Origin of the sequence: Kitasatospora sp. NPDC097643, from assembly GCF_040302625.1 — a bacterium.
In the GTDB taxonomy this organism is placed as follows: Bacteria; Actinomycetota; Actinomycetes; order Streptomycetales; family Streptomycetaceae; genus Kitasatospora.
The window spans coordinates 44,369-69,428 of record NZ_JBEOSA010000001.1; the positions used below are offsets into that span (position 1 = coordinate 44,369).

26 protein-coding genes are annotated in these 25,060 nt (G+C 73.1%); 6 read left to right on the plus strand and 20 right to left on the minus strand.

Annotated elements, in window-relative coordinates:
* Positions 1 to 245: 245 nt before the first annotated feature.
* Both ABTY15_RS00165 and ABTY15_RS00170 read right to left on the minus strand, forming a co-directional pair.
* Positions 246 to 965 carry a sigma-70 family RNA polymerase sigma factor gene (locus ABTY15_RS00165; protein ID WP_350573941.1) on the minus strand — a complete coding sequence of 240 codons (720 nt, stop codon included), beginning with the start codon at positions 963 to 965 and terminating at the stop codon, positions 246 to 248.
* Positions 966 to 1,303: 338 nt separating this feature from the next.
* The gene (locus ABTY15_RS00170; RefSeq protein ID WP_014136228.1) at positions 1,304 to 1,915 is read right to left on the minus strand and encodes a response regulator transcription factor; all 612 of its coding nucleotides are present in this window, start codon (positions 1,913 to 1,915) and stop codon (positions 1,304 to 1,306) included.
* A gap of 563 nt (positions 1,916 to 2,478) precedes the next feature.
* On the opposite strand from ABTY15_RS00170, the gene ABTY15_RS00175 reads away from it, so the two are divergent.
* Positions 2,479 to 2,805 (plus strand): WhiB family transcriptional regulator, encoded by a 327-nt coding sequence (locus ABTY15_RS00175; protein WP_350573943.1) that lies wholly within the window; start codon positions 2,479 to 2,481, stop codon positions 2,803 to 2,805.
* Positions 2,806 to 2,904: 99 nt separating this feature from the next.
* On the opposite strand, the gene ABTY15_RS00180 is transcribed toward ABTY15_RS00175, so the two are convergent.
* The 3 genes from ABTY15_RS00180 to groES form a co-directional block, all read right to left on the minus strand.
* A complete protein-coding gene (locus ABTY15_RS00180) occupies positions 2,905 to 3,903 on the minus strand; it encodes a LysR family transcriptional regulator (protein ID WP_350573945.1) in 999 nt (332 codons plus the stop codon).
* Positions 3,904 to 4,040: 137 nt separating this feature from the next.
* A complete protein-coding gene (gene groL / locus ABTY15_RS00185) occupies positions 4,041 to 5,675 on the minus strand; it encodes a chaperonin GroEL (RefSeq protein ID WP_350573947.1) in 1,635 nt (544 codons plus the stop codon).
* Between the two features lie 116 nt (positions 5,676 to 5,791).
* Positions 5,792 to 6,097 carry a co-chaperone GroES gene (groES, locus tag ABTY15_RS00190; RefSeq protein ID WP_014136232.1) on the minus strand — a complete coding sequence of 102 codons (306 nt, stop codon included), beginning with the start codon at positions 6,095 to 6,097 and terminating at the stop codon, positions 5,792 to 5,794.
* A 247-nt stretch (positions 6,098 to 6,344) separates the two neighbouring features.
* Here groES and ABTY15_RS00195 point away from each other — a divergent pair, with 247 nt between their 5' ends.
* The 3 genes from ABTY15_RS00195 to ABTY15_RS00205 are packed head-to-tail and all read left to right on the plus strand — an operon-like array spanning position 6,345 to position 8,178.
* Positions 6,345 to 6,659, plus strand: coding sequence for a hypothetical protein (locus ABTY15_RS00195; RefSeq protein ID WP_350573949.1), 315 nt, complete (start codon positions 6,345 to 6,347; stop codon positions 6,657 to 6,659).
* Entirely contained in the window at positions 6,656 to 6,973 is a 318-nt protein-coding gene (locus ABTY15_RS00200; RefSeq protein WP_350573951.1) for a hypothetical protein, read from the plus strand. The genes ABTY15_RS00195 and ABTY15_RS00200 overlap by 4 nt, the downstream gene beginning before the upstream one ends.
* A gap of 17 nt (positions 6,974 to 6,990) precedes the next feature.
* Positions 6,991 to 8,178: a THUMP-like domain-containing protein gene (locus tag ABTY15_RS00205; protein WP_350573953.1), complete on the plus strand. Its 1,188-nt coding sequence runs from the start codon at positions 6,991 to 6,993 to the stop codon at positions 8,176 to 8,178.
* Here ABTY15_RS00205 and ABTY15_RS00210 read toward each other — a convergent pair.
* From ABTY15_RS00210 to tsaB, 5 genes are all read right to left on the minus strand, one after another.
* The gene (locus ABTY15_RS00210) at positions 8,175 to 9,089 is read right to left on the minus strand and encodes a polysaccharide deacetylase family protein (RefSeq protein ID WP_350573955.1); all 915 of its coding nucleotides are present in this window, start codon (positions 9,087 to 9,089) and stop codon (positions 8,175 to 8,177) included. The genes ABTY15_RS00205 and ABTY15_RS00210 overlap by 4 nt on opposite strands.
* A 79-nt stretch (positions 9,090 to 9,168) precedes the next feature.
* Complete coding sequence (locus tag ABTY15_RS00215) at positions 9,169 to 9,432, minus strand: hypothetical protein (RefSeq protein WP_350573957.1); 264 nt, start codon at positions 9,430 to 9,432, stop codon at positions 9,169 to 9,171.
* Positions 9,433 to 9,443: 11 nt separating this feature from the next.
* Positions 9,444 to 10,532 carry a tRNA (adenosine(37)-N6)-threonylcarbamoyltransferase complex transferase subunit TsaD gene (gene tsaD / locus ABTY15_RS00220; protein WP_350573959.1) on the minus strand — a complete coding sequence of 363 codons (1,089 nt, stop codon included), beginning with the start codon at positions 10,530 to 10,532 and terminating at the stop codon, positions 9,444 to 9,446.
* Complete coding sequence (gene rimI / locus ABTY15_RS00225) at positions 10,525 to 11,013, minus strand: ribosomal protein S18-alanine N-acetyltransferase (protein WP_350574550.1); 489 nt, start codon at positions 11,011 to 11,013, stop codon at positions 10,525 to 10,527. Before rimI ends, tsaD begins: the two co-directional genes overlap by 8 nt.
* A 23-nt stretch (positions 11,014 to 11,036) precedes the next feature.
* Positions 11,037 to 11,693, minus strand: a complete 657-nt coding sequence (gene tsaB, locus ABTY15_RS00230) for a tRNA (adenosine(37)-N6)-threonylcarbamoyltransferase complex dimerization subunit type 1 TsaB (RefSeq protein WP_350573961.1) — start codon at positions 11,691 to 11,693, stop codon at positions 11,037 to 11,039.
* Between the two features lie 153 nt (positions 11,694 to 11,846).
* Between tsaB and ABTY15_RS00235 the strand changes: the two genes are divergently transcribed.
* On the plus strand, positions 11,847 to 12,419 hold the full coding sequence (locus ABTY15_RS00235) for a hypothetical protein (RefSeq protein ID WP_350574552.1): 573 nt from the start codon (positions 11,847 to 11,849) through the stop codon (positions 12,417 to 12,419).
* Between the two features lie 15 nt (positions 12,420 to 12,434).
* Here the strand turns inward: ABTY15_RS00235 and ABTY15_RS00240 are convergent, their stop codons facing one another.
* The 6 genes from ABTY15_RS00240 to glmS form a co-directional block, all read right to left on the minus strand.
* On the minus strand, positions 12,435 to 12,629 hold the full coding sequence (locus tag ABTY15_RS00240) for a hypothetical protein (protein WP_350573963.1): 195 nt from the start codon (positions 12,627 to 12,629) through the stop codon (positions 12,435 to 12,437).
* Between the two features lie 107 nt (positions 12,630 to 12,736).
* A complete protein-coding gene (gene tsaE / locus ABTY15_RS00245; RefSeq protein WP_350573965.1) occupies positions 12,737 to 13,231 on the minus strand; it encodes a tRNA (adenosine(37)-N6)-threonylcarbamoyltransferase complex ATPase subunit type 1 TsaE in 495 nt (164 codons plus the stop codon).
* A 134-nt stretch (positions 13,232 to 13,365) separates the two neighbouring features.
* On the minus strand, positions 13,366 to 14,565 hold the full coding sequence (locus tag ABTY15_RS00250) for an alpha/beta fold hydrolase (RefSeq protein WP_350573967.1): 1,200 nt from the start codon (positions 14,563 to 14,565) through the stop codon (positions 13,366 to 13,368).
* On the minus strand, positions 14,562 to 15,776 hold the full coding sequence (alr, locus tag ABTY15_RS00255; RefSeq protein ID WP_350573969.1) for an alanine racemase: 1,215 nt from the start codon (positions 15,774 to 15,776) through the stop codon (positions 14,562 to 14,564). Before alr ends, ABTY15_RS00250 begins: the two co-directional genes overlap by 4 nt.
* A gap of 202 nt (positions 15,777 to 15,978) precedes the next feature.
* Positions 15,979 to 17,454: an NAD(P)H-hydrate dehydratase gene (locus ABTY15_RS00260; RefSeq protein WP_350573970.1), complete on the minus strand. Its 1,476-nt coding sequence runs from the start codon at positions 17,452 to 17,454 to the stop codon at positions 15,979 to 15,981.
* A 133-nt stretch (positions 17,455 to 17,587) separates the two neighbouring features.
* Entirely contained in the window at positions 17,588 to 19,444 is a 1,857-nt protein-coding gene (gene glmS, locus ABTY15_RS00265) for a glutamine--fructose-6-phosphate transaminase (isomerizing) (protein WP_350573972.1), read from the minus strand.
* Between the two features lie 99 nt (positions 19,445 to 19,543).
* On the opposite strand from glmS, the gene coaA reads away from it, so the two are divergent.
* The gene (gene coaA, locus ABTY15_RS00270; RefSeq protein ID WP_350573974.1) at positions 19,544 to 20,539 is read left to right on the plus strand and encodes a type I pantothenate kinase; all 996 of its coding nucleotides are present in this window, start codon (positions 19,544 to 19,546) and stop codon (positions 20,537 to 20,539) included.
* 89 nt (positions 20,540 to 20,628) lie between these two features.
* Here coaA and glmM read toward each other — a convergent pair whose 3' ends face one another.
* The 4 genes from glmM to ABTY15_RS00290 form a co-directional block, all read right to left on the minus strand.
* Entirely contained in the window at positions 20,629 to 21,993 is a 1,365-nt protein-coding gene (gene glmM / locus ABTY15_RS00275) for a phosphoglucosamine mutase (protein ID WP_350573975.1), read from the minus strand.
* Between the two features lie 163 nt (positions 21,994 to 22,156).
* Complete coding sequence (gene rpsI / locus ABTY15_RS00280; RefSeq protein ID WP_350573977.1) at positions 22,157 to 22,660, minus strand: 30S ribosomal protein S9; 504 nt, start codon at positions 22,658 to 22,660, stop codon at positions 22,157 to 22,159.
* Positions 22,661 to 22,706: 46 nt separating this feature from the next.
* Positions 22,707 to 23,150, minus strand: coding sequence for a 50S ribosomal protein L13 (rplM, locus tag ABTY15_RS00285; RefSeq protein ID WP_030055846.1), 444 nt, complete (start codon positions 23,148 to 23,150; stop codon positions 22,707 to 22,709).
* Between the two features lie 232 nt (positions 23,151 to 23,382).
* Positions 23,383 to 25,041, minus strand: coding sequence for an ABC-F family ATP-binding cassette domain-containing protein (locus ABTY15_RS00290; RefSeq protein WP_350573978.1), 1,659 nt, complete (start codon positions 25,039 to 25,041; stop codon positions 23,383 to 23,385).
* Between the last annotated feature and the right edge of the window lie 19 nt (positions 25,042 to 25,060).

Below are 25,060 nucleotides of genomic sequence, written 5' to 3' on the forward strand. Positions count from 1 at the left end.
TGGCCGGCCTATTCCGCTCACGCCCTGAGGGTGGGGGCGCGTTCATCGCTCACTCGCGCAGACCGCCGAAAGCCGGATGGTTTTGGAGGAACCTCCAGGGGAACCCCGTTCTCACCCGTGAAACTTTGGCAACCCGCCCAGGCGCCGATACCCCATGGTACTGGCACCGCGAATGTGTTCTCGTGTGCCCTTGACAACACCCGGGACAACACCCGCACCCCGTGGCCCATTCCGCGGGCCACGGATCAGGACGACTCCTCGGCGAGCGCCCGCAGCCGGCTGAGCGCCCGGTGCTGGGCCACCCGGACGGCCCCGGGGGACATCCCCAGCACCTCTCCGGTCTCCTCCGCCGACAGCCCGGCCGCCACCCGCAGCAGCACCAGCTCGCGCTGACGGGCCGGCAGGTTGGAGAGCAGTTCCTTGGCCCAGGCGGCGTCGCTGCTGAGCAGCGCCTGCTCCTCCGGGCCGAGCGCCTCGTCCGGCACCTCCGGCAGGTCGTCCTGCGGGACGACCGTCGAGCCGGGACCGCGCATCGCGGCCCGCTGCAGATCGGCGATCTTGTGCGCGGCGATGCCGTAGACGAAGGCCTCGAACGGCCGCCCCTGGTCCTTGTACCGGGGCAGCGCGCACAGCACCGCGACGCAGACCTCCTGTGCCACGTCGTCCACGTGGTGCCGGGCCCCGCCGGGCAGCCGGACCAGCCGGCCGCGGCAGTACCGCAGCGCCAGCGGGTGGACGTAGGCGAGCAGGGCGTCGATGGCCGGGCCCTCGCCGCGGACGGCGGCCGCGACCAGCTCACCCACCAGCGGCGAGCCGCCCGTGCCGAGCACCGGCGGTCGACCGGGGCCGGCGGGCACACCACCGGGGTCGCCCGCGTCGGCGTACGACGGATCGCGACCCGGGCCGGAGGGCTCGGCCTCCACCGGGTCCGCCTGGCCGGCCGGACCGGCGACGTCGTCACGCATCGGTCCATGGTGCCTGGTCGAACGGGAAAACGCGGCACCGCGTCCGGAGTTGTGCACCGGAACGTTATGCGCTGCGGCACCGCGCGGCGTGCCGCCGCGCACCACCGGCCCCTCCTGCACCGTGCCGCCTCCCGCCCCGCCGCCGTGGGTGGTCCCGTCCGTCGCGCCGTCCGCCGAGTGTCCTGCGGCTGCGTGGTTCGCCGCAGTGCCTGTCCGCTGGTCCCCGAGGTGCTCCACTCCTCCATGGTGCAACCTCGGGACCGTAACGTCACACGCCTGTGCGGTGCCCGTCCCGGGAATCGCCAGCAGCGCGCCACGGCCGGCGGCGCCGCCGGCGGTCAGCGGACCAGGCCCCAGCGGAAGCCGAGCGCCACCGCGTGCGCGCGGTCGGAGGCGCCGAGCTTCTTGAACAGTCGCCGGGCGTGGGTCTTGACGGTGTCCTCGGACAGGAACAGCTCGCGGCCGATCTCGGCGTTGCTGCGGCCGTGGCTCATGCCCTCCAGCACCTGGATCTCACGCGCCGTCAGGGTCGGCGCCGCGCCCATGTCGGGGCTGCGCAGCCGGCGCGGGGCGAGCCGCCAGGTCGGGTCGGCGAGGGCCTGGGTGACGGTGGCCCGCAGTTCGGCGCGCGAGGCGTCCTTGTGCAGGTACCCGCGGGCGCCCGCGGCCACCGCGAGCGCGACACCGTCGAGGTCCTCGGCGACGGTGAGCATGATGATCCGCGCGCCCGGGTCGGCGGACAGCAGCCGCCGGACCGTCTCGACCCCACCGAGGCCGGGCATCCGGACGTCCATCAGAACGAGATCGGAGCGGTCGGCCACCCAGCGGCGGAGGACCTCCTCCCCGTTCGTCGCGGTGGTGACCCGGTCCACTCCGGGTACGGTCGCGACCGCGCGGCGAAGCGCCTCGCGGGCGAGCGGGGAATCGTCGCAAACGAGAACGGAAGTCATGACCGTCGTCCTCCGCAGCTGATCCGCGTCACGTTGAGCCTCCTGGCTGGTACGAACCTCTCCGACACGGCCGATCGGCGACAGACTCCGTGCTGATCGCCTTCAACTTCCCCGCGATCGTTCCCGACGTCCGGCGCCCGCTAACCGCCTCCGCACTTCCAACGACCGTCACTCGAATGAGTTACGGCCTTCAGGGCCATCTCCACCACTGTACGTGGCCAACCCATTACCGATCAGCCGCATCGCGGTGCACACGCCGCACTTTTGCCCAGCTCGCGCGCGGTCGGCGTACGACCCGCACACCGGTGCGAGGGGATCGCGCGCCCGTCGGCCACCCGATTGCCACGCCCGCGCCCGCCGAAACCCTTGCCCACTTTGCCCGTTTTTATAGCTTTCGTATGGTCATTGACTGTTGTGCCACTCTGTGGGTGACTTGTCCATGGAGTTGCCTTAAGTCATATTTCCAGGTGTCCACACCAGTGCATCGACGCCCCGCCGCGCCGCCCAGCAGCAGCCCGCTGAGCGCCGGCCCGCGGCCGACGAGCCTCTGAAGGGAATGAGCCATGGCAGATTTCTCCCGCCTCCCCGGTCCCAACGCGGACCTCTGGGACTGGCAGCTCTCCGCGGCCTGCCGAGGCGTGGACAGCTCGCTCTTCTTCCACCCCGAGGGTGAGCGCGGAGCCGCGCGCAGCTCGCGCGAGGCCAGCGCCAAGGAGGTCTGCATGCGCTGCCCGGTGATCGCCGAGTGCGCGGCACACGCACTGGCGGTCCGCGAGCCGTACGGCGTCTGGGGCGGGATGACCGAGGACGAGCGCGAGGAGATGCTCGGGCGCTCGCGGCACCGACTGGTGGAGGTCCCGCTGACCCCGCCGGTCATCGCCCGGCACTAGTCCCGACTCCACGGCGCGCCGTGAAGAAACGTTTCTTCGCGGCGCCTCAGGCTGCTCCGACCCGCCCGAGCCGCGGGTGACCCGCCGTCACAGCAGCCGTCAGCGGTCGGCGGCCGCCCCCGCCAGCCGCTCCAGCATCAGCGCCACGGCCGGCACCTCGGCCAGGTCCGGCAGGGTCAGCGCGACCACCTGCCGCACCGCCGGCGCCCCCGAGGCGGTCCGCACCGGCACCGTCGACACCCCGTCAGGACGCACCGACTGCAACGCCAGCCGGGGCAGCACCGCCACCCCCAGCCCGGCCGCCACCAGGCCGACCACCGCCGGGTAGTCGTCGGTCGCGAAGTCGATCCGGGGCTCGAAGCCGGCCCCCGCGCAGAGCTCCACCAGGTGCCCGCGGCACTGCGGACAGCCGGCGATCCACTGCTCCTGCGCCAGCTCGGCCAGCCGCACCGGCCCGCCGCGGCCCGCCAGCGGGTGCGCGGCGGGCAGCAGGCCCACCAGCGGGTCGTCCAGCAGCGGGGTGACCACCAGATCCGACCAGTCGGTCCCGGCGCTCAGCTGCTGCGCCTCCAGATTGGCCTCGGCGCGGGCCTCGCGCGGCGTCCCGTGCGCGGGCGCGGGCAGCGCGGCGGCGCCGTCGGACTGCGGGTAGCGGAAGGCCAGCGCGATCTCGCACTCGCCGCCGCGCAGCATCGCCAGCGACTCCGGCGGCTCCGCCTCGACCAGCGACACGCGCACCCCCGGATGGCCGTCCCGCAGCCGGGCGACCGCGGGCGGCACCAGGGTGGAACTCGCGGTCGGGAAGGAGACCAGCCGCACCCGACCGGCCCGCAGCCCGGCGATCGCCGCGACCTCCTCCTCGGCGGCGGAGAGCCCGGCCAGGATCCCGGTGGCGTGCTTGAGCAGCACCCGCCCGGCCTCGCTGAGCTGCATCCCCCGGCCGGAACGGACCACCAGCGGGGTGTCCACCGACTTCTCCAGGGCCTTCATCTGCTGGCTGATGGCGGGCTGCGTACAGCCCAGCTCGCGGGCGGCGGCGGAGAAGGAGCCGGTCCGGGCGACGGCGCGCAGGACGCGCAGATGGCGGGCCTCGATCATGCCTCAGTTATAAGGCAAGCTTTGCTGTAAGCAAAATTCAACTGATAGTTGAACGGGAAACGCGTGCCCCGCACGCGCCGGAGGCCCGGTCCGCTCCCCCGAAGGAGCGGACCGGGCCTCCGGTCACTGATCAGGCGTCAGTGGGAGTGGCCGTGCCCGCCGTGCGAGTGGCCGTGACCGTTGTCGGCCTCCTCCTCCTTCTTCTCCACCACGAGGGTCTCGGTGGTGAGCAGCAGGGAGGCGATCGAGGCGGCGTTCTCCAGGGCGGAGCGGGTGACCTTGACCGGGTCGATGACGCCGGCCTTCACCAGGTCGCCGTACTCGCCGGTGGCCGCGTTGTAGCCCTGACCGAGCTCCAGCTCGGCGACCTTGGAGGTGATGACGTAGCCCTCCAGGCCGGCGTTCTGGGCGATCCAGCGCAGCGGCTCGTGCAGCGCCTTGCGGACGACCGCGACACCGGTCGCCTCGTCACCCGACAGGCCCAGGCCGTCGTTCAGCACCTTGGCGGCGTGGACCAGGGAGGCGCCACCACCGGCGACGATGCCCTCCTCGACCGCGGCGCGGGTCGCCGAGATGGCGTCCTCCAGGCGGTGCTTGCGCTCCTTCAGCTCCACCTCGGTGGCGGCGCCGACCTTGATGACGCAGACGCCGCCGGCCAGCTTGGCCAGGCGCTCCTGCAGCTTCTCGCGGTCCCAGTCGGAGTCGGTGTTGGCGATCTCGCCCTTGATCTGGGCGACGCGGCCGGCCACGGCCTCGCTGTCGCCGGCACCCTCGACGATGGTGGTCTCGTCCTTGGTGATGGTCACGCGGCGGGCGGTGCCCAGCACGTCCAGACCGGCCTGGTCGAGCTTGAGGCCGACCTCCTCGGAGATCACCGTGCCGCCGGTCAGGGTGGCCAGGTCGCCGAGGATCGCCTTGCGGCGGTCACCGAAGCCCGGGGCCTTGACGGCGACGGCGTTGAAGGTGCCACGGATCTTGTTCACCACGAGGGTGGACAGCGCCTCGCCGTCGACGTCCTCGGCGATGATCAGCAGCGGCTTGGAGGTGCCGCCCTGGAGGATCTTCTCGAGCAGCGGCAGCAGCTCCTGGATGGAGGAGATCTTGCCCTGGTTGATCAGGATGTACGGGTCCTCCAGGACCGCCTCCTGCCGCTCCGCGTCGGTGACGAAGTACGGCGACAGGTAGCCCTTGTCGAACTGCATGCCCTCGGTGAAGTCCAGCTCCACGCCGAAGGTGTTCGACTCCTCGACGGTGATGACACCGTCCTTGCCGACCTTGTCGATCGCCTCGGCGATCAGCTCGCCGACCTGGGTGTCCTGGGCGGAGAGGGAGGCGACGGCGGCGACGTCGTCCTTGCCCTCGATCTCGCGGGCCACCGACAGCAGGTGCTCGGAGACGGCGGCGACGGCCTTGTCGATGCCCTTCTTCAGGGCGGCCGGACCGGCGCCGGCGGCGACGTTCCGCAGGCCCTCGTTGACCAGGGCCTGGGCCAGCACGGTGGCGGTGGTGGTGCCGTCACCCGCGACGTCGTTGGTCTTGGTGGCGACCTCCTTGACGAGCTGCGCGCCAAGGTTCTCGTACGGGTCGTCCAGCTCGACCTCACGGGCGATGGTGACACCGTCGTTGGTGATGGTCGGGGCGCCGAACTTCTTGTCGATGACGACGTTGCGGCCCTTGGGGCCGATGGTCACCTTGACGGTGTCGGCCAGCTTGTTGACACCGCGCTCCAGCGAGCGGCGGGCGTCCTCGTCGAACTGCAGGATCTTCGCCATGTTCCCTATTCCCTCGGGGCTGCGGCCGGCCCACCGGCCGCCGAACTACGTGAACCAACAACCACGCCCCGGGCCCCTGTCACTTGGGACACGGATCCGGGGCGGGTCGGAACGACTTACTTCTCGATGATCGCGAGAACGTCGCGGGCGGAGAGGACGAGGTACTCCTCGCCCTGGTACTTCACCTCGGTGCCGCCGTACTTCGAGTACAGGACGATGTCACCGACGGCGACGTCGAGCGGCAGACGCTGGCCGTCCTCGAAGCGGCCCGGGCCGACGGCCAGGACGACGCCCTCCTGGGGCTTCTCCTTGGCGGTGTCCGGGATGACCAGGCCGGAGGCCGTGGTCGTCTCGGCGTCGAGCGGCTGGACCACAATGCGGTCCTCAAGCGGCTTGATGGCAACCTTGCTGCTGGTGGTCACGTCCGAGCTCCCCTTCGGAGATTACGGGGTTTTCTAACGGGTAGGGGCGAACCTGCGAGCCTGCCGTCGCGGGGGTCAGACACGCGTCATCGCGTTAGCACTCCCCCAGTGGAGAGTGCCAAGGACGACCATAGGCGGGTGTTAGCACTCAGTCAACCAGAGTGCCAACGGCGCGCCCGGGATCCCGGTCTACGGATGAGTAGCCGTACTCATGTGCGAGCGCCCGCCCTTGGGCAGACTCCCCACCATGACCGCCACTCAGTTACGGATCGGCCCGTCCCGGCTGAAGGACGCCCTGCTCGCGCTCCTCGTCGTCCTGCCACTGCTCGGCGCCCTCCCGGTCGGCACCTTCGTGCTCGTCGGCGGACTCGCCGAGGCCGCCAGCGACGACCAGGACCTGATCCTGTCGGTCGCCGGGCTGTCCGGGCTGGTCATCGGCTGCTCGTTGCCCGTCGTCGTGTTCCTGCGCAGCTGGCGGGCCGGCTACCTGCTCGTACCGGCCGCCTCCGTCATCGCCCCGGGACTGCTGCCCGCCCTCGCGGGCTCCGGGCTGCTGTGGTGAACCGACCCGCGCGCCCGCGTATCCACTGGTCGGCGGACCTGCTGCTCTCCCTGTTGGTGCTCCTGGCCACGGGCACGGTGATCTACGCCGGAGCGATCGTGATCGGCCTGGTCATGTTGACGCAGCGCGACCACACGGTGACCTCGACGTACACGGCCACGGCGACCGGTGCCGCGATCCTGCTCCTGCTGGCGGGTTGGACCGCCCGGGGCTGCTGGCGGCTCGGGTACCGGATCGCGCCGTACGTCACCGCGGCGGCGCCGTTCCTCTGGCCGCTGGGGTTCTGGCTGGCTGTTGAGCTCGGCCTCCTGTGACCGGTCAGAATGACCTCGTGGACACCGAGAACCTCCAGCCCCTGCTGACCCCCGAGGGCCAGGCCCTGCTCGCCGAGCTGCGCGAGTTCACGCCCGAGGAGGAGCTGGCGCTGGCCACCCGGCTGCGACGGGAGCACCCGGCCGGGCTGGTGTCGGCGGCGTTCGGGCAGGCCCGGCTGCGGCAGCGGGCGCGGGCGAAGTTCGGGGCGGACGCCGACCTGATGTACTTCACGCCCAACGGCGTCGAGCAGTCCACCCGGCGCAGCGTGGCCGAGTGGCGGGCCGCCCGGTTCGCCGGGCTCGGGGTGCGCCGGCTGGCCGACCTGTGCTGCGGGATCGGCGGGGACGTACTGGCGCTGGCCCGGGCCGGGATCGAGGTGCTGGCCGTCGACAAGGACCCGGCGGCCTGCGCGGCCACCGCCGCCAACGCCGCCGCGCTGGGCCTGTCCGAGCTGGTCGAGGTGCGCTGCGCGGACGTCGCCGAGGTGGACGTCTCCGGCTACGACGCGGTGTTCACCGATCCGGCCCGCCGGACCTCGCGCGGCCGGGTGTTCGACCCGGAGGCGTACGCCCCGCCGCTCTCCTGGGCGATCGCGGCCGGGCGCCGGACCCCGATCGGCGCGCTGAAGGTCGCGCCGGGCATCCCGCACGAGGCCGTCCCGGCGGACGCCGAGGCGGAGTGGGTCTCCGACCATGGCGACGTCAAGGAGGCGGTGCTGTGGTTCGGCACCAGGGCCGCCCGCCCGCACCGCGCCACCCTGCTGCCGCAGGGCGCCAGCCTCACCGGCGGCGACCTGCCCGACCCGCCCGCCGGCCCGGTCGGGCGCTACCTGTACGAGCCGGACGGCGCGGTGATCCGGGCCCACCTGGTGGCCGAGGTGGCCGAGCAGGTGGGCGGCCGGCTGATCGACCCGAAGATCGCCTACCTGACCTCGGACGAACTGGTCGCCACCCCGTACGCGCACGCCTTCGAGCTCACCGACGTGCTGCCGTTCCACATCAAGAAGTTGAAGGCGCTGCTGCGCGAGCGCGGCGTCGGCACGGTGGTGATCAAGAAGCGCGGGATGGCGATCACCCCCGAGGAGTTGCGCCGTCAGCTCAAGCCCTCCGGGCCGAACACCGTCACGGTGATCCTCAGCCGCACCGACCACGGCCCGCTGATGATGCTCGGTCAGCCCGTCCAGGCCCCGCAGGTCCAGGTCTAGGAGGCCGGCGGCTGGATGTAGTCCTCCAGCCGGGCCACCGCGAAGCCCTGCTCCTGGATCCGGGCCAGCAGGTCGGCGAACATCTGGGTCATCGTCGCGCCCTTGAGCTCCTTCGGGCCGCGGAAGTGCGCCAGGATGATGTCGCCGGGCTTCAGCTTCTTGTCCGCCGCCTGGTACTGCATGTCGTGGATCTGCATCGACTCGCGCCAGAGCACGATCGCGCGCGGCCCGCACTGCTGCACCGAGGTGTTCAGCACCGGGGTGTTGGCGCCGTCGCCGAACGGCGGGCGGAACAGCAGCGGGGCGGCGCCGTACTGCTGGGTGAGCGCGGACTGCGCGTCGCAGACCTCGGACTTCTGCTTCTCGGCCGGGATCTTGCTCATCACCGGGTGGTCCACGGTGTGGTTCTGGACGTGGTTGCCGAGCGCCTGGAGCGGCTTGAAGTAGCCGTAGTCGTTCTTGACGATGTCCCGGGTCAGGAACATCGAGATCGGCACCTTGAGGTCGGTCAGCATCTCGACGAACTTCGGGTCCTTCTCGGCGCCGTCGTCGATGGTGATGAAGACGACCTTGTCGCTCGTCTTCACCTCGCTGAACACCGGTACGGTACCGGTCCGTTCGAGCTTGATGGGCTTGTCGGCGGGCGCCGCGGGGGCCGGTGCCAGCGGCGTGAGCTTCCACTTCGCCCACGCCGCCGCGTCCCCGCCGGCCGGGGCCGGGGCGGGCGTGCCGGCCGCGGTGGCGGCGGGCGCGGCGGTGCCGCCGGCCGGCTGGGGTGCGGCCGCGGTGGTGGCGGCCGGCGCGGCCTTGCCCTCCCCGCCGTCGTTGCCGCCGCAGCCGGTGGCGGCGGCCAGCAGGGCCAGCGCCCCCGCCGCGTACGTCCTGGTCCTGCTCCGCCCGTCCCTCTTCACCGCACCGCGCTCCCGGTCCCGTCCAGCCTTCTCTCCGCTATGCACGGTAGCGGCCGGGGCTCCGGTTCCCGGACCGCGGCTATTCGGGCTGCCCGGACTGCTCGACGTGCTCGCTGGTGAAGGACCAGCGGTGCACCGGCCGGCCGAGCAGCTCGGCCGGCGGGTCGGCGACCGGCACGGGTGTGCCGGTCCACCAGGTGATCAGCAGCACCCTCCCGCCGGGGGCGGAGAACAGCTCGGTGCGAACCAGCCCGGCCGTGCCGCGCAGCGCGGGCAGCGCCGACTCCCGTGCCCAGGAGGCGAGTTCGGCGCCCCGGCCGTCGGCGGCCCGGGCCTCCCACATCGCCGCGAGGGTCACCGGGCGCCGCCGAGCGCGTCGTACGCCTGGCCGTGCAGGTCCGTGTGCGGGACGTGCACCTCGGTGACGGGCAGCGAGGAGTCCGCGGACAGGTCGAAGGCGGACGGCGTGCGGTTGCGCCAGACCATCTCGGCGCCCAGCGCGGCCACCATCGCGCCGTTGTCGGTGCACAGGCCCGGCCGGGGCACCCGCAGCCGGATGCCGGCCCGCTCGCAGCGCTGCTGGGCCATCTCGCGCAGCCGCGAGTTGGCCGCGACCCCGCCGCCGATCATCAGGTGGTCGACGCCGTTGTCCCGGCAGGCCTTGACGGCCTTGCGGGTGAGCACGTCGGTCACGGCCTCCTGGAAGGACGCGGCCACGTCGGCGATCGGCACCTCCTCGCCGGCCCGGCGCTTGGCCTCCACCCAGCGGGCGACGGCGGTCTTCAGGCCGGAGAAGGAGAAGTCGTACTCCGGGTCGTTCTTGCCGCTCAGGCCGCGCGGGAAGGCGATCGCCTTGCGGTCACCCTCGCGGGCCGTCCGGTCGACCACCGGGCCGCCGGGGAAGCCCAGGCCGAGCACCCGGGCGACCTTGTCGAAGGCCTCGCCGGCCGCGTCGTCGATGGTCGCGCCGAGCGGGCGGACGTCGCTGGTGATGTCCTCGCTGAGCAGCAGCGAGGAGTGCCCGCCGGAGACCAGCAGGGCCATCGTCGGCGAGGGCAGCCGGCCGTGCTCCAACTGGTCGACGCAGATGTGCGAGGCGAGGTGGTTGACCCCGTACAGCGGCTTGTCGAGCGCCCAGGCGTACGCCTTCGCCGCGCTCACGCCCACCAGCAGCGCGCCGGCCAGGCCGGGGCCGGCGGTGACCGCGATGCCGTCCAGGTCGCTCGCCTTGATCCCGGCGGTGTCCAGGGCCCGCTGGATGGTCGGGACCATCGCCTCCAGGTGGGCACGGCTGGCGATCTCGGGCACCACGCCACCGAAGCGGGCGTGGTCGTTGACGCTGGAGGCGACCGCGTCGGCCAGCAGCGTGGTGCCGCGCACGATGCCGACGCCGGTCTCGTCGCAGGAGGTCTCGATGCCGAGGACGAGCGGTTCGTCAGCCATGGCGGGTGTCCTCAATGTCCTTCGGGTCAGTGCGGTCAGTGCTCGGGCGGTCGAGGCGCATCACCAGCGCGTCGACGTTGGCGGGCTGGTAGTAGCCGCGTCGGATGCCGACCGGTTCGAAGCCGAACCGCTCGTACAGCCGCTGGGCGCGCTGGTTGTCCACCCGGACCTCCAGCAGCAGTTCGACGCAGTCGCGGCGGGCGGCTTCCCGGATCAGGTCGGCCAGCAGCGCCGCGCCGAGGCCGGTGCCCTGGTGTCGCTGGTCGACGGCGATGGTCTGGACGTCGCCCTCGCCGGCGATCGCCATCAGCCCGGCGTAGCCGACGACGGTGCCGTCCGCGGTGGTCGCGACGGTGTAGTGGCGGGTCCCGCCGGGGTGGGTCTCGGCCAGTTCGGACCAGTACATCCCGGTGGACCAGGCGTCCTCGGGGAAGAGCCGCAGCTCCAGTTCCATCACCGGCGCGATGTCCCACCAGCGCATCGGGCGCAGGGTGGTGCCGTGGTTCACGCCGGGAGCACCGCCTTGTAGCCGGCCGGCACCTGGGCGTCGGGGCGGCGCAGGTAGAGCGGCTGGTTCGGCAGCAGCTCGCGGCCGGCGGCCAGCTCCGCGGCCGCGAACCCGGCCAGGGCGCCGGCCGACACGTGCTCCGGGCCGTGGGCGCCGGGGAAGGCCTCGGGGTAGAGCACGGCACCGGCGCCGACGGCCCGCGGCTGCGGGGTCAGCTCGGCCGGGCGGTCCACGGCGGGGCCCTCGGTGCGGCGGCCGTCGGCGTCGTACGAGGCCCAGTAGACCTCCTTGCGGCGCGCGTCGGTGGCGACCGTGAACGGCTGCCCGGCCAGGCCCTCGGCGCGGGCCTGGAAGGCGATCGCGTCCAGGGTGCAGACGCCGTGCACCGGCAGCCCGAGCGCGTGGCCGAGCGCGGCGGCGGTGACCAGGCCGACCCGCAGGCCGGTGTACGGGCCCGGGCCGACGCCGACCGCGATGCCGGTCAGCCGGTGCTTGTCGACGCCGGCCGCCCGCAGCACCTGGTCGACGGCGGGCAGCAGCAGTTCCCCGTGCCGTCTGGCGTCGACCTGGTGGGTCTCGGCGAGGACGGCCGTGCCGTCGTGGACGGCGGCGGTGACGGCGGGGGTAGCGGTGTCGAACGCGAGCAGCAGCACGGGGTCAAGGTTAGACCGACGTTGGGCCGACCGGCCGACCGTGTGGGTGTGCCGACCCGGAACACACGTCCGAGGCGCTGCGACCCACCCGGGCGAACCTGGCACGATAAGGCGGTACGTAACGGGACGGCGGTGGGAGCGGCAGTGGCGAAGATGGGTCCTGGAGTGGTGGTCACGGGGCTGACCCTGGGGGCCCTGGCGGCGGTCAGCCTGCTGGCCTTCCAGGCCAACGGCGCCCAGGAGCGCGCGGGCGGCGCCAAGCCGACCGTCACCGCCGCCGCGACGTCGAGCGGGCCGGCCGCCTCCGCGACGCCGACCGCCTCGGCCACCCCGACCGTCCCGGCGCTGCCGGCCACCTCGGGCAGCGGCACGCGCGTGGTCTACTCGGTCGGCAGCCACTACGTCTGGCTGGTCGACCCGAAGAAGAACCCGCAGGTCGCGGCCGCCTTCCCGGTCACCCCGGGCTCGATCGAGCCGACCCCGGGCAGCTACTCGGTCTACAGCCGCACCCCGACCACCACCGGGACGGACGGTCGGCAGATCGAGCACGTGGTGCGCTTCGCGCAGCAGAACGGCGTGGTGTTCGGCTTCAGCGCGGCCGTGGACGGCGCCACCGCGACCGCCGACCCGAAGGCCAAGACCGGCGGCATCCGCAGCACCCGCCAGGCCGGCCAGCTGATCTGGGACTTCGCGCCGAACGGCACCAAGGTGGTCGTGGTCGCCTGACCCGGCGGACACGCCCTACGCCGCGCGGGGCGCCCCGGTGTCGGGCTCCTCGGCCCGCCGTGGCTGCGGCTCGGGCGGGGTGGACACCGCTTCGGCCGCCGCGCAGGCGGCCAGCAGGGCCCGCATCGGCTCCCCGTGAGCGCTGCGGGCGGACTCTCCGGCCCCGGTGCCGCGCGCGGTGCGCTCCGGGGCGGGGGTGGTGCTCGACATGGCGCCTCCCTAGTTAGGCAGACCTAACCGCAGCACCCATCCCACCACGCCCGGTACCCCGCCCGCAACACCTTGCCGACAGCCTGTCGGGAAGACGGCACCCCCGGCTACGCGAGCTCCGCCAGCCGGACGCCCGCCCAGCGCGGGCCGACGCCGGTCAGCACCACCCGGCGCGGATCGTGGTCCTCCCCGGGGGTGTCGCCGATCGCCCGCTCGATCCGGACCTCCAGCCGGTCCTCGGACAGCCGCTCGACCTTGCCCTCGCCCCACTCGACCACCACCACCGACTCCGGCAGCGAGACGTCCAGGTCGAGGTCCTCCATCTCGTCCAGGTCCCCGCCGAGCCGGTACGCGTCCACGTGCACCAGCGCCGGGCCGCCCACCAGCGAGGGGTGCACCCGGGCGATCACGAAGGTCGGCGAGGTGACCGCCCCGCGGACCCCCAGCCCCTCCCCCAGGCCCCGCGTCAGTGTGGTCTTCCCCGCCCCCAGCTCACCGGAGAGCAGCACGAGGTCCCCCGGCCGCAGCAGCGCGGCCAGCTCCCGGCCGAGCCGGCCCATCCGCTCCGGGGTGGGGACGGTGAGAGTGGCGTGCGAGCCCATGCGCGTGTCTTGCCCTTCGGTCCGTACCGGCGCGCCGACCACCGGCCGCCACCGCTACCGTGCCACATCGCCGCCCGCCCGTGTGCCGGGCGGGCCCCACCGGGCGGGCTCGGTCCGGTCAGGGCCGGACGGTCTCAGCCCAGATCGAGGGCAGCGTCGGGCAGCGACGCCGTACCGGCGAACCGGGCGGCCCGACGCACCAGCGCCGCCAGCTCCTCGTCCACCAGCTCCGGCCGCTCCAGCATCACCAGGTGTCCGGCGCCCTCCACCAGCACCAGCTCCGCCCCCGGCAGCCGCTCCGCCATCGCCTCGCTGTGCGCGGGCGGCGTCAGCAGGTCCTTGGTACCGGCCAGCACCAGCGTCGGGAGGCCACGCAGGGCGTCCAGCGCCTGGTACTTCTCGTGCGCGCCGAACACCGGGTAGAACTCGGCGACCACGTCGATCGGGGTGGCGTCCAGCAGCTGCTCGGCGAAGCGGACCACGCCCGGGTCGACGTCCTTCCCGCCGAAGGAGAACTTCCGGTAGAAGACCGCGGTGACGTCCGAACCCAGCCGCCGGGTCGCCTCCACCAGCTCCACCTGACGGCCCAGCAGCCTCATCATCCCGGGCGCGACCTTCTTGAACAGCTTCGCGCCCGCCGACGGCAGACCGAGACTGACCGCGTTCCAGTCGCCCGCCAGCGTGCCGACCAGGGCGACCCCGGCCACCCGCTCCCGGAACAGCTCCGGGTACTGGTCCGCCAGCGCCATCACGGTCATGCCGCCCATCGAGTGGCCGACCAGCACCAGCGGCCCGGTCGGCGCGACGGCGTCGATCACCGCCTTCAGGTCCCCGCCCAGCTGGTCGATGCTGGCCGGCTCGCCGGCCAGGTACGAGCGGGAGCGCTCCGAACGGCCGTGGCTGCGCTGGTCCCAGAACACCAGCCGCAGGCCCTCGCGCAGCGCGGCCCGCTGGAAGTGCCAGCTGTCCTGGTTGAGGCAGTAGCCGTGGCAGAACACCACGGTCAGCGGCTCGCCGTCGGGCGCCCCGCCGTCCGGATCGGCCCAGCCGGTGCCGTCCAGCTCGACGTAGAGCCCGGTGCCGTCCGGGGCGGCCACCGTGGTCGGGCGCCCGCGCAGCGACCCGTACGGGGCACTGGCGTCCAGCTCGGCCCGGGCCCGGCGGCGGGTCGCCCGGCCGACGGTCAGCCGCTCGATCGCCACCCCGGCGGCCGCACCGGCCGCCAGCACGCCGACCGAGATCCCGATCACGCCCGCCCGGCTCACGCCCGAGGCCGCACCGGCCGCCTTGGTGACCGCCGCGACCGGGCCGCCCTCGCCGGGTCCCTCGGTCATGCCCTCAGGCCCTCGGCGAAGCCGCCGGCCAGGTGGCTGCCGCCGACGTAGCGGCGCGGCACCCGGGCGCCGATCCGGGTCACGATCTCGTACGAGATGGTGCCGCTGGCCCGGCCCCAGTCCTCGGCGGTCGGCTCGCCGCGCTCGCCGTTGCCGAACAGCAGCACCTCCTCGCCGATCGGCGGGGTGTCGCCGCCCAGGTCCACCACGAACTGGTCCATCGCCACCCGGCCGGCCACCGTGCGCCACTTGCCGCCGATCTGCACCGGTCCGGCGCCGCTGGCGTGCCGCGGCACGCCGTCGCCGTAGCCGACCGGGACCAGGCCCAGCGTGGTCGGGCCCGGCGTCACGTAGTGGTGGCCGTAACTGACCCCGTGCCCGCCCGGGACGTGCTTGACCAGCGCCAGCCGGGCGGTCAGCGCCATCACCGGCCGCAGCCCGAAGTCGGCCGGCGAGCCCACCTCGGGAACGGGCGACAGCCCGTACGCGGCCAGGCCGGTGCGGACCATGTCGAAGTGCGACTGCGGAAGCAGCAGGGTGGCCGGCGAGTTCGCCAGGTGCCGGACCTCGGGGCGCAGCCCGGCGGCCTCGGCCTGCACCAGCGCCAGGTGGAAGGAGTCCAGCTGGGCCTGGATCGAGGGGTGGCCCGGCTCGTCGGCCGCGGCGAAGTGCGACCAGACGCCGACCACCGTCAGCAGCCCGTCCAGCTCGGCCCGGCGGGCGGCCGCGACCAGCTGCGGCCAGTCGTGCGGCTGGCAGCCGTTGCGGCCCAGGCCGGTGTCCGCCTTCAGGTGCACCCGGGCCGGGATGCCGGTCTCCCGGACGGCCGGCAGCAGTTCGTCCAGCGCCCACTGGCCGCTGACCGAGATGTCGAGGCCCGCGCGCAGCGCCTCCCGCCACGGCCCGCCCGGCGTCCACAGCCAGCACAGGATGCGGGCCTGCTCCGGGCGGATCCCGGCGGCCCGCAGCGCGAGCGCCTCCTCGGGCGTCGCGCAGCCGAGCCAGCCGACCCCGTTGGCGACCGCCTCGCGGGCGCACTCGACCGCGCCGTGGCCATAGGCGTCCGCCTTGACCGCGAGCATCACCGCCGTGCTCCCGACACGTTCGCGCAGCGCGGCGAGGTTGCCGCGCAGGGCGGCCAGATCGATGGTCGCCTCGGCCCGTACGCCGTCGGTGAGGGTGGCCGTGCCGGCCGTCTTCGCTGTTGTCATCAGGGTCAGTCTCCCAGACGTCCCGGAGTCCTCGCCGAACGGCCCGTCGGCGCGGCGCCCGACGCCCGGGGTCCGCCCACCGCTGCGACCTGCGCCGGACCCCTCGTCACCCTCTACCGGACGCCCACGGACCACCGGCGGTTCCACCGGCGCACCCGGCCCCGGGCCCGGCCGGACCGCCCGCCACACCCCCGGCCCCGCCTCAGCCCGCCCGGACCGCCCGCCAGACCGCCGCCAGCGCCTCCGCCACCCCCAGCGCCGTCACCGGCGCCCCCGGCTGACCGGCCGCCTCCCGCCCGGCCAGGCCGTGCAGGTAGGCCGCCACGGACGCGGCGTCCAGCGCCGACAGGCCCGCGGCCAGCAGGGCGCCGGCCAGACCGGCCAGGACGTCGCCGCTGCCCGCGGTGGCCAGCCAGGAGGTGCCCGTCGGGTTGACCCGGACCGCCCCGCCCGGGTCGGCGATCACCGTGGTGGAGCCCTTGAGCAGGACCGTCGCCCGGTAGGCGGCCGCCAGCCGGCGGGCCGTGGCCAGCCGGGTCGCCGCCAGCTCCGCCGCGGCCGGGGGCGGGGTGCCGTCCACGCCCGCGAGCAGCCGGGCGGCCTCACCGGTGTGCGGGGTGAGCAGGGTGGGCGCCGTCCGCCCGGCCAGCGCCTCCGGGCCGAGCCGGCCCAGCTCGGTCAGCCCGTCGGCGTCCACCAGCACCGGGACGTCGCCCGCCAGGGCCTCGGCCAGCGCCTGCCGCGCCCCCTCGCCGCCGCCCGGCCCGACCACCCAGGCCTGCACCCGCCCGGCCCCGGCCGGCCCGCCCTCGGTGACCAGCGTCTCCGGGAAGCGCCGCACCACCTCCTCGGCCGCCGTGCCGACGTACCGGACGGCGCCCGCGCCGCCGCGCAGCGCCCCGGCGACCGCCAGCAGCGCCGCCCCCGGGTACGTCGCCGAGCCGGCCGCCACCCCCACCACGCCGCGCCGGTACTTGTCGCTCTCCGCGCCCGGCAGCGGCAGCAGCGCCGCCACGTCCGCGTGCTGCATGGCCGTCACGTCCGGTGCGGGTAGCTCCAGCCCGATGTCGACCAGCTGGACGGCACCCGCGTACGAGGCCCCCGGGTCGACCAGCAGGCCCGGCTTGTACGTGCCGAAGCAGACCGTGACGTCCGCCCGCAGCGCCTCGCCCGGCACCTCGCCGCCGTCGGCGTCCACCCCGCTGGGCAGGTCCACGGCCACCACCACCCCGCGCCGCCCGGCCCGCGCGTACGGCACCGCCTCGGGCCGCAGCCCGCCCTGGCCGCCGATGCCGACGATCCCGTCCAGCACCAGGTCCGCGCACGAGAAGTCGGCCAGCCCGACTTCCTGCTCCACCGTCACCCGCCCTCCGGCGGCCCGCAGCGCGGCCAGCCCACCCGTGTGCGCCCGCTCCGGCGCCAGCAGCACCGCCGTCACCCGCGCCCCGCGCCGGCCCAGCGCCGCCCCGGCGTACAGGGCGTCACCCCCGTTGTCCCCACTGCCCGCCAGCACCACCACCCGACTGCCGTACACCCGCCCCCGACGCCGGATCAGCAGCCGCGCGCAGGTCGCGGCCAGCCCGGCCGCCGCCCGCTGCATCAACGTGCCCTCGGGCAGCCGCGCCATCAGCGCGGCCTCGGCGGCCCGAACGACTTCAACCCGGTGCGCGTGACGCATGACGAGAGCTCCTCCAGCAGTCGGCTACCGCCGACGCTACGCCCGGCCCGCCCCGGGCCGCAGCCCGCTCAACGCGGAACCCCCGCGGTAGGACGCAGCCACCGCGGGGGTTCCGGGCACGGACCGGTCGGAACTACTCGACCGTGACCGACTTCGCCAGGTTGCGCGGCTGGTCGACCTCGTGGCCCTTGGCCGTGGCCAGCTCGCACGCGAACACCTGGAGCGGCACGGTGGAGACCAGCGGCTGGAGCAGGGTCGGGGTGACCGGGATGCGGATCAGGTGGTCCGCGTACGGGACGACGGCCTCGTCGCCCTCCTCCGCGATCACGATGGTGCGGGCGCCACGGGCCCGGATCTCCTGGATGTTGGAGACGATCTTGTCGTGCAGGATCGACCGCCCGCGCGGCGAGGGCACGACCACGACGACCGGCAGCCCCTCCTCGATCAGCGCGATCGGGCCGTGCTTGAGCTCGCCCGCCGCGAAGCCCTCGGCGTGCATGTACGCCAGCTCCTTGAGCTTGAGCGCGCCCTCCAGGGCCACCGGGAAGCCGACGTGGCGGCCGAGGAACAGCACCGAGCGGGCGTCGGCCAGCGAGCGGGCGAGCTCGCGCACCGGCTCCATGGTCTCCAGCACCTGCTCGACCTGCTTCGGCGCGTCGCCGAGCTCCTTGATGATGGTGAAGATCTCGTCGCCCCACTTGGTGCCGCGCACCTGGCCCAGGTACAGGGCGACCAGGTAGCAGGCGACCAGCTGGGTCAGGAACGCCTTGGTGGACGCGACGGCGACCTCCGGACCGGCGTGCGTGTACAGCACGGCGTCCGACTCGCGCGGGATGGTGGAGCCGTTGGTGTTGCAGATCGCCAGCACCTTGGCGCCCTGCTCGCGGGCGTGCCGCAGCGCCATCAGGGTGTCCATGGTCTCGCCGGACTGGGAGATGGCGATGACCAGCGTGCCCGGGCCCATGATCGGGTCGCGGTAGCGGAACTCGGACGCGACCTCGACCTCGCAGGGGATGCGGGTCCAGTGCTCGATCGCGTACTTGGCGATCATGCCGGCGTGGAAGGCGGTGCCGCAGGCGACGATGACGACCTTGTCGACCGAGCGCAGGTCGGCGTCGGAGATCCGCAGCTCGTCGAGGGTGAGCCGGCCGTCGGTGCCGATCCGGCCCAGCAGGGTGTCGGCGACGGCCTTCGGCTGCTCGGCGATCTCCTTGAGCATGAAGTAGTCGTAGCCGCCCTTCTCGGCGGCGGAGGCGTCCCAGTCGACGTGGTACTCGCGCACGTCGGCCGGGGTGCCGTCGAAGTTGGTCACGGTGACGGACTCGCGGCGCAGCTCGACGACCTGGTCCTGGCCGAGCTCGATCGCCTCGCGGGTGTGCGCGATGAAGGCGGCGACGTCGGAGGCGAGGAAGTTCTCGCCCTCACCGCGGCCGACGACCAGCGGCGAGTTGCGGCGGGCACCGACGACCACGTCCGGCGCGTCGGCGTGCACGGCGACGAGGGTGAAGGCGCCGTCCAGCCGGCGGCAGACGACCCGCATGGCCTCCGCCAGGTCACCCTGGTAGGCCTCGCCGAGCAGGTGGGCGACGACCTCGGTGTCGGTCTCCGAGCGCAGGGTGTGGCCGCGCTCGGCGATCTCGGCCCGCAGCTGGGCGAAGTTCTCGATGATGCCGTTGTGCACCACGGCCACCCGGAGGTGGTCGTCCAGGTGGGGGTGGGCGTTGGCGTCCGTCGGGCCGCCGTGGGTGGCCCAGCGGGTGTGACCGATGCCGGTGGTGCCGCCGGGCAGAGGGGTCTCGGCGAGCGACTTCTGAAGGTTGGCGAGCTTGCCGGCCCGCTTGTCGGTGGACAGGCTCCACTGCCCGTCGGTGCCCTGGACCTGCACCGCGACACCGGCCGAGTCGTAGCCCCGGTACTCCAGTCGCTGCAGGCCCGCGATTACTACGTCGAGGGCGGGCTGCTCGCCCACGTATCCAACAATTCCGCACATGCGTGCCAGCATAAGGGCGGTTCTGCCGCCCTTTTCCCCCGTTGTGCGAACAGTGCGTGACGGACACCACAAGCACCGTGAACGCCGCGACGGCTCACAATGGAGCATGTGCTGACCGAACTCTGTACGCGGGGCGCCGCCACGCCCGGCCCGTCGCCGTCCCCCTACGTGGACCTGAGCAGGGCCGAGTGGAGCGCGCTGCGCGAGCGTACGCCGCTGCCGCTGACCGCCGAGGAGGTGGAGCGGCTCCGGGGCCTGGGCACCGCCCTCGACCTGGACGAGGTCCGCGACGTCTACCTGCCGCTGTCCCGGCTGCTGAACCTGTACATCCACGCCACGCACGAACTGCGCGGCGCGCTGGGCACCTTCCTGGACACCCCGGACACCGACCGCACCCGCACCCCGTTCATCATCGGCGTGGCCGGCTCGGTCGCGGTCGGCAAGTCGACCACCGCCCGGCTGCTCCAGGCCCTGCTCGCCCGCTGGCCCGAGCACCCGCGGGTCGAGCTGGTCACCACCGACGGCTTCCTGCTACCCAACGCGGAGCTGCGCCGCCGCGGCCTGATGGCCCGCAAGGGCTTCCCCGAGTCGTACGACCGCCGGGCGCTGATGCGCTTCGTCGCGGACGTGAAGGCGGGCAAGGAGCGGGTCACCGCGCCGGTGTACTCGCACCTGGTCTACGACATCGTGCAGGGCGAGCGGCTGACCGTGGAGCGCCCGGACATCCTGATCGTCGAAGGCCTGAACGTGCTTCAGCCGGCCCTGCCCGGCACCGACGGCCGCACCCGGCTCGCGGTGGCCGACTACTTCGACTTCTCGATCTACGTCGACGCCCGCACCGACGACATCGAGCACTGGTACCTGGACCGCTTCCGCAAACTCCGTCAGACCGCCTTCCAGGACCCGAACTCCTACTTCCGCCGCTTCACCGAGGTGCCGGAGGAGGAGGCGATGGAGTACGGCCGGCAGGTCTGGCGCACCATCAACAAGCCGAACCTGCTGGAGAACGTGCTGCCCACCCGCGGCCGGGCCACCCTGATCCTGCAGAAGGGCTCGGACCACAAGGTCCGCCGCGCACTGCTGCGCAAGCTCTGAACACGCCTCGGAACAGGACCCCGGAACAGGAACCCCGGAACGGACGAAGGGCCCCCGCCGAACCCGGCGGGGGCCCTTCGCGTCCGGGCTCAGCCCAGGTGCGTCCGGACCGCCTCGGCCAGGCGCTGCGCGACCGCGTCGGCCTGCGCCGCGTCGGCGGCCTCGACCATGACCCGGACCAGCGGCTCGGTACCGGACGGGCGCAGCAGCACCCGGCCGGTGGCGCCCAGCTCGGCCTCGGCCCCGGCGACGGCGGCGGCCAGCTCGGTGCTGGTCTTCACCCGGCTCTTGTCGACGCCCTTGACGTTGATCAGCACCTGCGGCAGCCGGGTCATCACCGACGCGAGGTCGGCCAGCGGCTGCTTGGTGGCGGCCAGCCGGGCACCCAGCATCAGGCCGGTCAGGGTGCCGTCCCCGGTGGTGGCGTGGTCGAGCAGGATGACGTGGCCGGACTGCTCGCCGCCCAGCGCGAAGCCGTGCTCCTTCATCGCCTCCAGCACGTAGCGGTCGCCGACGGCGGTCTCCACCAGCTCGATGCCCTCGCGCTCCATGGCCAGCTTGAAGCCGAGGTTGGACATCACGGTGGCCACCGCGGTGTTGCCGCGCAGCGTGCCGGCCTCCTTCATCGCGACGGCGAGGATCGCGATGATCTGGTCGCCGTCCACCTCGTTGCCGTCCGCGTCGGCGGCCAGGCAGCGGTCGGCGTCGCCGTCGAGGGCGATGCCGAGGTCGGCCCGGTGCTCCTTCATCGCCACCTGGAGCCGGTCCAGGTGGGTGGAGCCGACGCCGTCGTTGATGTTGAGACCGGTGGGCTCCGCCCCCAGGGTGTGGACGACCTCGGCGCCGGCCCGGGCGAAGGCCTCGGGGGCGACGTAGGCGGCCGCGCCGTGGGCGCCGTCGATGACGACCTTGATGCCGTCCAGGCGGTTGGGCAGCACGCCGATCAGGTGGGCGACGTACTTGTCGAAGCCCTCGGTGTACTCGCGGACCCGGCCGACGGCGGCGCCGGTCGGGCGCTTCCACTCGGCGCTGCCGAGCGCGTACGTCCGGTAGTGCTCCTCGATCGCGTCCTCGATCCGGTCGTCCAGCTTGTGGCCGCCCCGGGCGAGGAACTTGATGCCGTTGTCCGGCATCGCGTTGTGGCTGGCGGACAGCATCACGCCGAAGTCGGCGCCGAGCGCGCCGGTGAGGTACGCCACGGCGGGCGTGGGCAGGACGCCGACCCGGAGCACGTCGACGCCGGCGCTGGCCAGGCCGGCGATGACGGCGGCCTCCAGGAACTCGCCGGAGGCTCGCGGGTCCCGGCCGACCACCGCGACCGGCCGGTGGCCGTCGAATGCGCCGGCCTCACCCAGCACGTGGGCCGCCGCGACCGACAGCCCGAGCGCGAGCTCGGCCGTCAGGCCCTCGTTGGCCACCCCGCGTACGCCGTCCGTACCGAAGAGTCGTCCCACTTGTCCCGTCCTCCATACCCACTGCAGGAACCCAACCGATGATCCCCGGCCGCCGCACGCTAGCCGGGGAACACGTCGCCCCGGAGTACGCGTGGTACTCCGGGGCGACGGTTTGCGCAACCAGGGGTGCGCCGCCAGGGCGACCGCACCCCCAGGGACGCGATTAGCGCTTGCTGTACTGCGGCGCCTTGCGGGCCTTCTTCAGACCGGCCTTCTTGCGCTCGACGGCGCGGGCGTCACGGGTCAGGAAGCCGGCCTTCTTCAGCGCGCCGCGGTTGTTGTCCACGTCGGCCTCGTTCAGGGCACGGGCCACGCCGAGGCGCAGCGCGTAGGCCTGGCCGGAGACGCCGCCACCGGTGATGCGGGCGACGACGTCGTAACGGCCGTCCAGCTCCAGGAGCTTGAAGGGCTCGTTCACGGTCTGCTGGTGCACCTTGTTGGGGAAGTAGTTCTCCAGGGTGCGACCGTTGATCTTCCACTGGCCGGTGCCGGGGACGATGCGCACGCGGGCGATCGCCTCCTTGCGACGGCCCAGGCCGGCGCCGGGGACGGCCTCGCCGAAGCGGCCGGCCAGCGACTCGGAGGTGTAGGTCTCCTCGGAGGTGTACTCGCCCTCGACGACGGTCTCGTCGAAGTCGACCTCAAGGGTTTCAGTGGTCTCGGCCACGGTGTTCCTCAGCTCTTTTCAGTGATGGGGGGCTTGGTGGCCGGAATTACTGCGCGACCTGGGTGATCTCGAACGGCACCGGCTGCTGGGCAGCGTGCGGGTGCTGGTCGCCCGAGTAGACCTTCAGCTTCGAGAGCATCTGACGGCCCAGGCTGTTCTTGGGGATCATGCCCTTGATGGCCTTCTCGACGGCCTTCTCCGGGTTGTTCGCCAGCAGGTCGTCGTAGCGCACCGAACGCAGACCGCCCGGGAAGCCCGAGTGGCGGTAGGCCAGCTTCTGGGTCTTCTTGTTACCGGACAGGTGCACCTTGTCGGCGTTGATGATGATGACGAAGTCACCAGTGTCAACGTGCGGCGCGTAGATCGCCTTGTGCTTGCCCCGGAGGAGGTTGGCGGCCTGGGAAGCCAGGCGGCCGAGCACGACGTCGGTCGCGTCGATGACGTGCCACTGACGCTGGACGTCGCCGGGCTTGGGGCTGTACGTACGCACGGTCGTAGCCTTCGCTTTTCAGTGAGTGAGTCCTGACAGGAGCACCGGGACGGAAGAGCAGCCTGGCCAACCTTGGACGCAATTCAAGGGGGACCGCTGGTCGTCGACCTGATGTCTCCGGCGTACCGACCTCTCACGTGAGATAGAGCGAGCCAATACGCACATCAAGCGTCCAGGTTACCGGTCGGGCGGGGAGGGGTCAAAAATCGCCGACCCCGCCCCCGGCCGTCACTCAGCGTTCGCGGTCCACCCGGGTGACGTCCCAGACCGGCTCGGACGACTCGTACACCCGGCCGTCCGCGCCGAACACCAGGAAACGGTCGAAGGTCTTGGCGAACCAGCGGTCGTGGGTGACGCACAGCACGGTGCCGTCGAAGGCCTCCAGCCCGGCCTGCAACGCCTCGGCGCTCTCCAGGTCCAGGTTGTCGGTCGGCTCGTCGAGCAGCAGGGCCGTCACGCCCGAGAGTTCGAGCTTGAGGATCATCAGGCGGGCCTGCTGGCCGCCGGAGAGCGACTCGAACTTCTGCTCCTCCTGCCGGTCCAGCTCGTACCGGCGCAGCGCGCCCATCGCGGCGCCGCGGCTGAGCGCGTGCTCCTCCTCGACGATCGAACGCACCGTCCGCCCGAACAGCTCGGGGTGGGCGTGGGTCTGCCGGAAGTGGCCGGGGACGACCCGGGCGCCGAGCTTCCAGTCGCCGGTGTGCGCGACCGTCGTGTCGCCCGCCAGCAGCCGCAGCAGGTGCGACTTGCCGGCGCCGTTGGCGCCCAGCACGGCGACCCGCTCGCCGTAGAAGACCTCCAGGTCGAAGGGCTGCATCAGGCCGGTGAGCTCCAGCCGCTCCAGGGTGAAGGCGCGGACACCCGTCCGGCCGCCCTTGAGCCGCATGGTGATGGACTGCTCGCGCGGCGGCGCCTCCGGCGGGCCGGCCTCCTCGAACTTCTTCAGCCTGGTCTGCGCCGCGGAGTAACGGGAGGCCATGTCATGGCTGACGGACGCGGCCTGACGAAGGGTGACGACCAGCTTCTTCAGCTTGGCGTGCTCCTCGTCCCAGCGGCGGCGCAGCTCCTCGAAGCGCTCGAAGCGGGCCTTGCGGGCCTCGTGGAAGGTGTCGAAGCCACCGCCGTGCACCCAGACGCTGCTGCCGGCGGCGCCGCTCTCGACGCTGATGATCTTGTCGGCGGTGCGGGAGAGCAGCTCGCGGTCGTGCGAGATGAACAGGACGGTCTTCGGGGTGGCCCGGATGGCCTCCTCCAGCCAGCGCTTCGCCGGGACGTCCAGGTAGTTGTCCGGCTCGTCCAGCAGCAGCACCTCCTCGGGGCCGCGCAGCAGCGCCTCCAGCACGAGCCGCTTCTGCTCACCGCCCGAGAGCGTGTTCAGGCCGCGCCACTGGGCCTTGTCGAAGGGCATGCCGAGGGCCGCCATGGTGCAGACGTCCCAGTCGGTCTCGTAGTCGTAGCCGCCGACGTCGGCCCAGTCCGAGAGCGCCTGGGCGTAGGCCATCTGGGTCTTCTCGTCGTCCTGGGCGATCATCGCCAGCTCGGCGGCGTCCACCGCGCGGGCGGCGACGGCGATCCGCTCGGGCGCGACCGACACCAGCAGGTCGCGCACCGAGGCGTCGGCCGGCAGCGCACCCGGGGTGGACTGCTGGTCCTCGCGGCCGGTGGTGCCGACGAACTGGCGCATCACGCCGAGCCCGCCGCTGATCGTCACCGAGCCGCCGTGCGGCTGGAGGTCCCCGGCGATCATGCGCAGCAGGGTGGTCTTGCCGGCCCCGTTGGCGCCGACCAGCGCGACCGCGGCGCCCTCGCCGACCCGGAACGACGCGTCGTCGAAAAGCACCCGCCCGTCCGGCAGGTAGTACTCAAGGTGCGAAATCTCGACGTGTCCCATGCGGACGATTGTCCCAAGC